General features: G+C 67.9%; 18 protein-coding genes. All 18 read right to left on the reverse strand.

Translation table 11 applies throughout. The features are described from left to right. Nucleotides 1-21 precede the first annotated feature (21 nt). The 18 genes from AB0H28_RS01610 to rpsS all read right to left on the reverse strand — a co-directional run bounded on the left by AB0H28_RS01610 (nt 22) and on the right by rpsS (nt 9,115). On the reverse strand, nt 22-675 hold the full coding sequence (locus AB0H28_RS01610) for an adenylate kinase (protein ID WP_358032687.1): 654 nt from the start codon (nt 673-675) through the stop codon (nt 22-24). Beyond that, nucleotides 676-2,001 carry a preprotein translocase subunit SecY gene (secY, locus tag AB0H28_RS01615; protein WP_358032691.1) on the reverse strand — a complete coding sequence of 442 codons (1,326 nt, stop codon included), beginning with the start codon at nt 1,999-2,001 and terminating at the stop codon, nt 676-678. 234 nt (nt 2,002-2,235) lie between these two features. After that, a complete protein-coding gene (gene rplO, locus AB0H28_RS01620) occupies nt 2,236-2,679 on the reverse strand; it encodes a 50S ribosomal protein L15 (protein WP_358032694.1) in 444 nt (147 codons plus the stop codon). Further along, the gene (gene rpmD / locus AB0H28_RS01625) at nt 2,679-2,861 is read right to left on the reverse strand and encodes a 50S ribosomal protein L30 (RefSeq protein ID WP_091065818.1); all 183 of its coding nucleotides are present in this window, start codon (nt 2,859-2,861) and stop codon (nt 2,679-2,681) included. The genes rplO and rpmD overlap by 1 nt, the downstream gene beginning before the upstream one ends. Further along, nucleotides 2,861-3,475 (reverse strand): 30S ribosomal protein S5, encoded by a 615-nt coding sequence (rpsE, locus tag AB0H28_RS01630; protein WP_013288621.1) that lies wholly within the window; start codon nt 3,473-3,475, stop codon nt 2,861-2,863. The genes rpmD and rpsE overlap by 1 nt, the downstream gene beginning before the upstream one ends. Before the next feature lie 33 nt (nt 3,476-3,508). Beyond that, the gene (rplR, locus tag AB0H28_RS01635) at nt 3,509-3,898 is read right to left on the reverse strand and encodes a 50S ribosomal protein L18 (RefSeq protein ID WP_358032696.1); all 390 of its coding nucleotides are present in this window, start codon (nt 3,896-3,898) and stop codon (nt 3,509-3,511) included. Beyond that, nucleotides 3,895-4,437 carry a 50S ribosomal protein L6 gene (rplF, locus tag AB0H28_RS01640; RefSeq protein WP_091065811.1) on the reverse strand — a complete coding sequence of 181 codons (543 nt, stop codon included), beginning with the start codon at nt 4,435-4,437 and terminating at the stop codon, nt 3,895-3,897. Before rplF ends, rplR begins: the two co-directional genes overlap by 4 nt. 16 nt (nt 4,438-4,453) lie before the next feature. Further along, the gene (rpsH, locus tag AB0H28_RS01645) at nt 4,454-4,861 is read right to left on the reverse strand and encodes a 30S ribosomal protein S8 (RefSeq protein ID WP_091594949.1); all 408 of its coding nucleotides are present in this window, start codon (nt 4,859-4,861) and stop codon (nt 4,454-4,456) included. A gap of 98 nt (nt 4,862-4,959) precedes the next feature. Continuing rightward, nucleotides 4,960-5,145, reverse strand: a complete 186-nt coding sequence (locus AB0H28_RS01650) for a type Z 30S ribosomal protein S14 (protein WP_007073023.1) — start codon at nt 5,143-5,145, stop codon at nt 4,960-4,962. A gap of 1 nt (nt 5,146) precedes the next feature. Continuing rightward, entirely contained in the window at nt 5,147-5,716 is a 570-nt protein-coding gene (gene rplE, locus AB0H28_RS01655) for a 50S ribosomal protein L5 (RefSeq protein WP_091065804.1), read from the reverse strand. Continuing rightward, entirely contained in the window at nt 5,716-6,036 is a 321-nt protein-coding gene (gene rplX, locus AB0H28_RS01660; RefSeq protein ID WP_018217055.1) for a 50S ribosomal protein L24, read from the reverse strand. Before rplX ends, rplE begins: the two co-directional genes overlap by 1 nt. Next, the gene (gene rplN / locus AB0H28_RS01665) at nt 6,033-6,401 is read right to left on the reverse strand and encodes a 50S ribosomal protein L14 (protein WP_007465279.1); all 369 of its coding nucleotides are present in this window, start codon (nt 6,399-6,401) and stop codon (nt 6,033-6,035) included. The genes rplX and rplN overlap by 4 nt, the downstream gene beginning before the upstream one ends. Nucleotides 6,402-6,498: 97 nt before the next feature. Further along, a complete protein-coding gene (gene rpsQ / locus AB0H28_RS01670; protein WP_358032702.1) occupies nt 6,499-6,777 on the reverse strand; it encodes a 30S ribosomal protein S17 in 279 nt (92 codons plus the stop codon). Further along, nucleotides 6,774-7,010 carry a 50S ribosomal protein L29 gene (rpmC, locus tag AB0H28_RS01675; RefSeq protein ID WP_358032705.1) on the reverse strand — a complete coding sequence of 79 codons (237 nt, stop codon included), beginning with the start codon at nt 7,008-7,010 and terminating at the stop codon, nt 6,774-6,776. The genes rpsQ and rpmC overlap by 4 nt, the downstream gene beginning before the upstream one ends. Next, on the reverse strand, nt 7,010-7,435 hold the full coding sequence (gene rplP, locus AB0H28_RS01680) for a 50S ribosomal protein L16 (RefSeq protein ID WP_007465292.1): 426 nt from the start codon (nt 7,433-7,435) through the stop codon (nt 7,010-7,012). Before rplP ends, rpmC begins: the two co-directional genes overlap by 1 nt. A 3-nt stretch (nt 7,436-7,438) precedes the next feature. Beyond that, nucleotides 7,439-8,320: a 30S ribosomal protein S3 gene (gene rpsC / locus AB0H28_RS01685; protein ID WP_358032708.1), complete on the reverse strand. Its 882-nt coding sequence runs from the start codon at nt 8,318-8,320 to the stop codon at nt 7,439-7,441. Then, entirely contained in the window at nt 8,320-8,793 is a 474-nt protein-coding gene (rplV, locus tag AB0H28_RS01690) for a 50S ribosomal protein L22 (RefSeq protein ID WP_358032711.1), read from the reverse strand. The genes rpsC and rplV overlap by 1 nt, the downstream gene beginning before the upstream one ends. A 40-nt stretch (nt 8,794-8,833) precedes the next feature. Continuing rightward, entirely contained in the window at nt 8,834-9,115 is a 282-nt protein-coding gene (gene rpsS / locus AB0H28_RS01695; RefSeq protein WP_007073032.1) for a 30S ribosomal protein S19, read from the reverse strand. Nucleotides 9,116-9,124: the final 9 nt, after the last annotated feature.

Here is a 9,124-nt window from a genome sequence, read left to right on the forward strand (position 1 = left end):
CCGCCGGGCGGCGGCGGGACGTCAGCCGCCGTAGGAACGCAACGCGTCGATGGCGCGGACGGTGACGTCCTCCACCGGCCCGGTCGCGTCGATGCCCACCAGCTTGCCCTGCGCGCCGTAGTAGTCGACGAGCGGCGCGGTCTTCTCCGAGTATTCCCGGAGTCGGGCGGCGATGGTCTCCGGCTTGTCGTCGTCGCGCTGGAACAGCTCGGCGCCGCAGCGGTCACAGATGCCGTCCCGGGTGGTCGCGTCGAACTCGACGTGCCAGATCTTGCCGCAACCACGGCAGGTGCGCCGGCCGGACAGCCGCCGGATCACCTCGTCGTCGTCGACCACCAACTCCAGCACCAGGTCCAGCGCGCCGCCCAGGTCGGCGAGGAGCTTGTCCAGCTCGGCGGCCTGCGGCGTGGTCCGCGGGAAGCCGTCGAGCAGGAACCCCTCGCCGGCGTCCGGCTCGGCGAGCCGGCCCCGGACCATGTTGATGGTGACGTCGTCCGGGACCAGCTTGCCGGCGTCCATGTAGCGCTTGGCCTCGACCCCCAGCGGCGTGCCCTGGGTGACGTTCGCCCGGAAGATGTCACCGGTGGAGATCTTCGGCACCGAGAGGTGCGCGGCGATGAACTCCGCCTGTGTGCCCTTGCCCGCGCCCGGCGGGCCAACCAGAACGAGTCGCATCTACCGCAGGAACCCTTCGTAGTTCCGCTGCATGAGTTGGCTCTCGATCTGCTTCACGGTCTCCAGACCGACGCCGACCATGATGAGCACAGCGGTGCCGCCGAACGGGAAGTTCTGGAACTGCTGGTTGTCCAGCCAGATGAAGAAGAAGTTCGGCAGGATCGCGACGATGCCCAGGTAGAGCGCGCCCGGCAGGGTGATCCGGCTGAGGATGAAGTCGAGGTACTCGGCGGTCGGCTTGCCGGGGCGGATGCCCGGCACGAAGCCGCCGTACTTCTTCATGTTGTCCGCGACCTCGGTCGGGTTGAACGTGATCGACACGTAGAAGTAGGTGAAGAAGATGATCAGCAGGAAGTAGATCGCGATGTGCTCCGGCGCGCTCGCCTTCACGATGTGGTTCTGGATCCAGGCCTGGACCTTGCCCGGGTCGTTCTGGTCGAAGAACTGGAGCGCGAGCGTCGGCAGGTAGAGCAGCGACGAGGCGAAGATGACCGGGATGACGCCGGCCTGGTTCACCTTGAGCGGGATGTAGGTGGACGTGCCGCCGTACATCCGCCGGCCGATCATGCGCTTCGCGTACTGGACCGGGATCCGGCGCTGCGCCTGCTCGATGAAGGTGACGGCGGTGATGACCAGCAGCACCAGGGCGATGACGAGGAGGAACATCCCCCAGCCCTTGGTGGTCTTGATCTTCCAGCCCTCGCTGGGGAGCCGGGCCGCGATCGAGGTGAAGATCAGCACGGACATGCCGTTGCCGACGCCCCGGTCGGTGATCAGCTCGCCGAGCCACATCACCACGCCGGTGCCCGCGGTCATGGTCATCACCAGGATGGTGAGCGTCAGCCAGTCCGGGATGCCGGTGCCCTTGGGCACGATCGGGAACTGGTCGCACTGGTTGTTGAACAGCTGCCCGGAGCGGGCCAGCGCCACGAACGCCGAGGACTGGAGGATGCCCAGGCCCAGCGTCAGGTAGCGGGTGTACTGGGTGATCTTCGCCTGACCGGCCTGGCCCTCCTTGCGGAGCTGCTCCAGGCGCGGGATCACCACCGTCAGCAGCTGCAGGATGATCGACGCGGTGATGTAGGGCATGATGCCCAGCGCGAAGACCGAGAGCTGGAGCAGGGCGCCGCCGGAGAAGAGATCCAGCAGGTTGAGCACGCCGGTGCTGCCCTGGATGGTGTCGAGGCACTTCTGCACGTTGCCGTACGAGACGCCCGGGCTGGGCAGCGTGGCGCCCAGCCGGTAGACCGCGATGATGCCTACTGTGAACAGCAGCTTCTTGCGCAGGTCAGGCGTACGGAACGCACTGAGAAAGGCGGACAGCAACTTCTTCCTCCTGCGCGACGCGGGCCGCCGGTGACGATCCCTGGCGGGGCGGGGTGGGTGCCGGGCCCAGTGCCCGGTATCCATGGCTGGCAACGGACTCTAACAGTCCGATCCCGGTCCGGGCAGATGTGCCCGGCTACATAAACCGAATCCGATGTTACCCGGCGCACACGTGGCCGGTAGACCATGGCGCCCGCCCAGTCGTGAACAACTGAGCGGGCGCCACGAAATGCCTTACAGCTCGGTGACCGAGCCGCCGGCCGCGGTGATCTTCTCCTTGGCCGACGCGCTGAACGCGTGCGCCGACACCTGGAGGGAGACACCGCCGAGGTCGCCGGTGCCGAGCACCTTGACCGGGTGGCCCTTGCGGACCGCGCCGGACTCGACCAGCTCGACCGGGCCGACCTGGCCGCCGTTCGGGAACAGCTCCGCCAGGCGGTCCAGGTTGACCACCTGGAACACGACCTTGAACTTGTTCTTGAAGCCCTTCATCTTCGGCAGCCGCATGTGGATGGGCATCTGCCCACCCTCGAACGCCGCCGAGATGTTCTTCCGGGCCTTCGAACCCTTGGTACCGCGACCGGCGGTCTTGCCCTTCGAACCCTCACCGCGACCCACACGGGTCTTCGCGGTCTTGGCTCCGGGCGCCGGGCGCAGGTGGTGCACCTTGATCGTCATTACTCGACCTCCTCGACCTTCACGAGGTGGTTGACCGTGAAGATCATGCCGCGGATCTCCGGCCGGTCCTCCTTGACCACCACGTCGTTGATCCGCTTGAGCCCGAGCGAACGCAGCGAGTCACGCTGGTTCTGCTTGCGCCCGATCCCGGACCGGACCTGGGTGACCTTCAGACGTGCCATCAGGACGCCACCCCCGCACGCGACGCCAGCATGGCGGCCGGCGCGACGTCCTCCACCGGCAGGCCACGACGCGCCGCGACCTGCTCGGGGGACTCCAGCCCCTTCAGGGCCGCCACGGTGGCGTGCACGATGTTGATCGGGTTGGACGAGCCGAGGCTCTTGGAGAGCACGTCGTGGATGCCCGCGCACTCCAGCACGGCACGCACCGGACCACCGGCGATGACACCCGTACCGGCGGAGGCCGGCTTGAGCAGCACCACACCGGCGGCGTCCTCGCCCGTGACCGGGTGCGGGATCGACTGACCGATCCGCGGCACCTTGAAGAAGTGCTTCTTGGCCTCCTCGACACCCTTGGCGATCGCCGCGGGCACCTCCTTGGCCTTTCCGTAGCCCACGCCGACGGTGCCGTCGCCGTCGCCCACGATCACGAGGGCGGTGAAGCTGAAGCGACGACCACCCTTCACGACCTTGGCGACGCGGTTGATCGCGACGACCCGCTCGAGGTGCGGGGTCTTCTCGACGGGCGCGTTTCCGCGGCCGCCCTCACGGCGGTTGTCGCGGCGACCACCCTCGTTGCCACCGGACCCGCCGCCACGGCGCTGTTGACCTGGCATCAGCAGCCTTCCTTCTCTCTCGTGACGGGGTTTCTAGAACTCGAGGCCGGCTTCGCGGGCGGCGTCGGCAAGCGCGGCGACCCGCCCCGCGTACCGGTTGCCACCGCGGTCGAAGACGACCTTCGAGACGCCGGCGGCCTTGGCCCGCTCGGCGAGCAGGGCGCCGACCTTACCGGCCAGGGCGCTCTTGTCGCCCTCGGCGCCGCGCAGCGAGGCGTCCATGGTCGAGGCCGACGCCAGGGTGTGACCCTTGGTGTCGTCCACGACCTGGGCGACCATGTGCCGCAGGGAGCGGGTGACGACGAGGCGGGGACGCGCGCCGGTGCCGCTGACGTTCTTGCGGACCCGGAAGTGCCGACGCGCACGCCCGACGGCACGCTTGGCGGCAACGCCGCGGCGGCGCTTGAGCAGCGTGGCGCTCACTTCTTACCTGCCTTTCCGGCCTTGCGGCGAATCACTTCACCCTGGTACTTCACGCCCTTGCCCTTGTAGGGCTCCGGCGGGCGGATCTTCCGGATGTTGGCGGCAACCTCGCCGACCTGCTGCTTGTCGATGCCGGCCACGTGGAACAGCGTGGGCCGCTCGACCGTGAAGGTGATGCCGTCCGGCGCCTGCACCACGACCGGGTGCGAGAACCCGAGTGCGAACTCCAGGTCCTTGCCCTTGGCGGTCACGCGGTAACCGGTGCCGGCGATCTCCAGGCTCTTGCGGTAGCCCTCGGTCACCCCGACGATCATGTTCGCCACCAGGGTACGGCTCAGGCCGTGCAGTTCCTTGGCCTTGCGCTCGTCGTTGGGCCGGTTGACGAGCAGCTCGCCGTTGTCGCTGCGCTCCGCCGTGATCGGCTCGGCCAGCACGTGGCTCAGCTCGCCCTTGGGGCCCTTGACCTTGACGGTCTGGCCGTCGATCGTGATGTCGACGCCGGAGGGCACCGGGATCGACTTACGTCCAATACGCGACATTTCTACCTGTCTCCCGTTACCAGACGAAGGCGAGGACTTCCCCGCCAACGCTCCGCTTGCGGGCCTGCCGGTCGGTGAGCAGCCCCTGGGACGTCGAAATGATCGCCACACCCAGCCCGCCGAGCACCCGCGGGAGCCCGTCCGACTTGGCGTACACCCGGAGACCGGGCTTGGACACGCGCTTGATGCCGGCCAGGCTCCGCTCGCGGTTCTGGCCGTACTTCAGCTCGACGACCAGTCGCTTGCCGACGGCACCCTCCTCGGGGTCCTCGACCGACCATGTGGCGATGTAACCCTCGGCCTTGAGGACCTCGGCGATGTTCGCCTTGATCTTCGAGTAGGGCATCGTCACCCGGTCGTGGTACGCCTGGTTGGCGTTACGCAGACGCGTGAGCATGTCTGCGATCGGGTCGGTCATCGTCATGAAAACTCGTCAACCTTTCTCGCCGGGGTTCCCCGGGCCAGGCCCGGGGCCTACGGCGAAGAGACAGTTCAGCTGACGCGCCGGAGCGCGCCGGGCTATTACCAGGAAGCCTTGGACACGCCGGGCAGCTCACCGCGGTGGGCCATCTCCCGGATGCACACCCGGCAGAGACCGAACTTGCGGTAGACCGCCTTCGGACGCCCGCACCGCTGGCAGCGGGTGTACGCGCGAACCGAGAACTTCGGCTTCGCGGCCGCCTTGAGGATCAGCGCCTTCTTGGCCATCTCAGTTCTCCTTGAACGGGAAGCCCAGGAGCTTGAGCAGCGCCCGGCCCTCGTCGTCGGTCGTGGCGGTCGTGACCACCGTGATGTCCATGCCCCGCTGGCGATCGATCTTGTCCTGGTCGATCTCGTGGAACACCGACTGCTCGGTCAGGCCGAACGTGTAGTTGCCGTGCCCGTCGAGCTTGCGCCCGTCCAGACCGCGGAAGTCACGGATACGCGGCAGCGCGATGGACAGCAGCCGGTCCAGGAACTCCCACATCCGGTCGCCGCGCAGGGTGACCTTCGCGCCGATCGGCATGCCCTCGCGCAGCTTGAACTGCGCGATGGACTTGGTGGCCCGCCGGACCAGCGGCTTCTGGCCGGTGATGGTGGCCAGGTCGCGGACGGCGCCGTCGATCAGCTTGGCGTCCCGAGCGGCCTCGCCGACACCCATGTTGACGACGATCTTGACCAGACCGGGCACCTGCATGGGGTTGCCGTAGGCGTACTGCTCCTGCAGCTTCGCCACGACCTCGTTGCGGTACCGCTCCTTGAGACGCGGCAGGGTCTTCGTTTCGGTAGCCGTGGTCATCACAGGTCCTTACCGGTGCTACGCGCGATGCGGACCTTCTGGCCGTTGTCGTCGATCCGGTAGCCGACGCGGGTCGGCTTGCCGTCGGAGTCCACGACCATCACGTTCGAGACGTGGATCGGGGCCTCCTGGGTGACGATGCCACCGGTCTTGGCGCCACGCTGGGTGGTGCTGATGCGAGTGTGCTTCTTGACCCGGTTCACGCCCTCGACCAGGACCTTGTCCTGCCGCGGGTAGGCCGCGATGACCTTGCCCTTGGCACCCTTGTCCTTGCCGGCGATGACGACGACCGTGTCGCCCTTCTTGACCTTCACGGTCACAACACCTCCGGCGCGAGAGAGATGATCTTCATGAACCGCTTGTCCCGCAGCTCCCGACCCACCGGGCCGAAGATGCGGGTACCGCGCGGGTCCCCGCCGTCCTTGATGATGACGGCGGCGTTCTCGTCGAAGCGGATGTACGACCCGTCCGGCCGCCGCCTCTCCTTGGCGGTCCGAACGACGACCGCCTTGACGACGTCGCCCTTCTTCACACCGGCACCGGGGATCGCGTCCTTGACCGTGGCCACGATGACGTCGCCGATGCTCGCGTAGCGCCGACCGGAGCCACCGAGAACCCGGATGCACAGGATCTCCCGGGCACCCGTGTTGTCGGCGACGCGCAGTCGCGACTCCTGCTGAATCACGTCTATCTCCTATGTCTGCCGGTTCTCCGGCCGCCGGGGGCGGCCGGAGCCTGGCGGAACCTGCGCCCGACCGATCCCGGCCGAGCTCGAGCCTTCGCTACTTGGCCTTCTCGAGGATCTCCACGAGCCGCCACCGCTTGGTGGCGGAGAGCGGCCGGGTCTCCATGATCAGGACCCGGTCGCCGATGCCGGCCGAGTTCTGCTCGTCGTGCACCTTCAGCTTGCTCGTACGGCGCATGATCTTGCCGTACAGCGCGTGCTTGACCCGGTCCTCGACCTCGACCACGACGGTCTTTTCCATCTTGTCGCTCACCACGAGGCCCTCACGGACCTTACGGCGGGCCCGCACGGTGGCGGTGGTGTTCTCGTCACTCATGATGCAGTCACCTCAGTCGGCGCGGTCGAGAGACCCAACTCACGCTCACGCATGATCGTGTAGATCCGGGCGATCTCCCGACGGATGACCTGCAACCGCCGGTTGTTGTCCAGCTGCCCGGTCGCGCCCTGCACGCGGAGGTTGAACAGCTCCGCCTTCGCCTCGCGCAGCTTCGTGACCAGCTCCTCCTCGGAGAGCTCACGCAGCTCGGCGGCCTTGACGCCCGCTGCCATCAGGATTCACCCACTTCGCGCGTAACAATGCGGCACTTCATCGGGAGCTTGTGGATCGCGCGACGCATCGCCTCTCGCGCGATCTGCTCGTTGGGGAAGGACATCTCGAAGAGGACCCGCCCCGGCTTCACGTTGGCGACCCACCACTCGGGCGAACCCTTACCGGAACCCATCCGGGTCTCGGCCGGCTTCTTGGTGAGGGCCTGGTCCGGGAAGATCGTGATCCAGACCTTGCCGCCACGCTTGATGTGGCGGGTCATCGCGATACGCGCCGACTCGATCTGGCGGTTCGTCACGTACGCCGGCTCGAGAGCCTGGATCCCGAACTCGCCGAACACCACCCGGTTACCACCCTTGGACGCGCCACTGCGGTCCGGGTGGTGCGGCTTGCGGAAGCCCTTCGGGGGCTTGCGCGGCATCAGCATCTGTCAGCCCTCCTGCTGCTGTTCTGCCGGCTGGGCCGGAGCCGAGGCGGCTGCGGCGACAGCGCTGCTGTCGACCGGCTCACCGGCCGGCGTCTCCGCCTGCTGCGCGATGGTGGTCGCGGCAGCCCGGCCGGCCTCGGTGCCGCCGGCGGTCGTACCCGACGAACCCGACCGGCCACGGCGCGGCCGGTCCGGCCGGTCGCCACGGTCACGGCGCGGGCCACGCGACGGGGCGGCCTCGGCCGGGGCCTCGCGGCCCGGCACGGCGTCGCCCTTGTAGATCCAGACCTTCACGCCGATCCGGCCGAAGGTGGTACGGGCCTCGAAGAAGCCGTACTCGATGTTGGCCCGCAGCGTGTGCAGCGGGACGCGGCCCTCGCGGTAGAACTCGGTCCGGCTCATCTCGGCGCCGCCGAGACGGCCCGAGACCTGAACCCGGATGCCCTTGCAGGCGGGGTTCTTCATCGCGGACTGCATCGACTTACGCATGGCCCGACGGAAGCTGACCCGGCTGGACAGCTGCTCGGCGACGCCCTGGGCGACGAGCTGCGCGTCCGCCTCCGGGCTCTTCACCTCGATGATGTTCAGCTGGACCTGCTTGCCGGTGAGCTTCTCCAGCTCGCCGCGGATCCGGTCGGCCTCCGCACCCTTACGGCCGATGACGATGCCCGGCCGGGCGGTGTGGATGTCCACGCGGACCCGGTCCCGGGTGCGCTCGATGTCGACCTTGGAGATGCCGGCACGCTCCAGGCCCTTGGACATCATCCGGCGGATCTTGACATCCTCGCCGATGTAGTCCTTGTAGAGCTTGTCCGCGAACCAGCGGGACTTCCAGTCGGTCGAGATGCCGAGCCGGAACCCAGTGGGGTGAACCTTCTGACCCATTACTCGGCACCCTCCGTCGTGCTCTGCCCCTCAGCCGCCCCGGCCTGGCTCGTTGCCTCGGCCTTCGGCTGCGCCTGGGCCTTCTTGGCCGACTTCTTCGGCGCGGCCGGAGCCACCGCCTCGACCGCCACGGTGATGTGGCAGGTCCGCTTGCGGATCCGGTAGGCCCGGCCCTGCGCCCGCGGCCGGAACCGCTTCATCGTCGGGCCCTCGTCGACGAACGCCTCGCTGACGAGCAGCGCGTCGGGGTCCAGCCGCTCGTTGTTCTCCGCGTTGGCGATCGCGCTCGCGAGCACCTTGTATACCTGCTCGCTCGCAGCCTGCGGCGCGAACTGCAGCACCGTGAGCGCCTCCTTCGCGGGCAGGCCGCGGACGAGGTTGACCACCCGGCGCGCCTTCATCGGCGAGATGCGCACGTGCCGCGCAACCGCCCGCGCGCCCGGAAGCACCGGAGCGTCGCCCTTTCCTGGCATCGCTGTAACCCCTTGTTCCTCTATCCGTATGCCCGCGGCGTCAGCGCCGGCGGCTCTTCCGGTCGTCCTTCTCGTGACCCTTGAACGTGCGGGTCAGCGCGAACTCGCCGAGCTTGTGCCCGACCATGGCCTCGGTCACGAAGACCGGGACGTGCTTGCGTCCGTCGTGCACGGCGATCGTGTGACCCAGCATCTCCGGGATGATCGTCGAGCGCCGCGACCAGGTCTTGATCACGTTCTTCGAGCCCTTGTCGTTCTGCGTCTCCACCTTCTTGAGCAGGTGGTCGTCGACGAACGGGCCCTTCTTCAGGCTGCGAGGCATGTCTTATCT

The sequence above is a fragment of the Micromonospora sp. NPDC050980 genome (assembly GCF_040653835.1).
Classification (GTDB): Bacteria; Actinomycetota; Actinomycetes; order Mycobacteriales; family Micromonosporaceae; genus Micromonospora.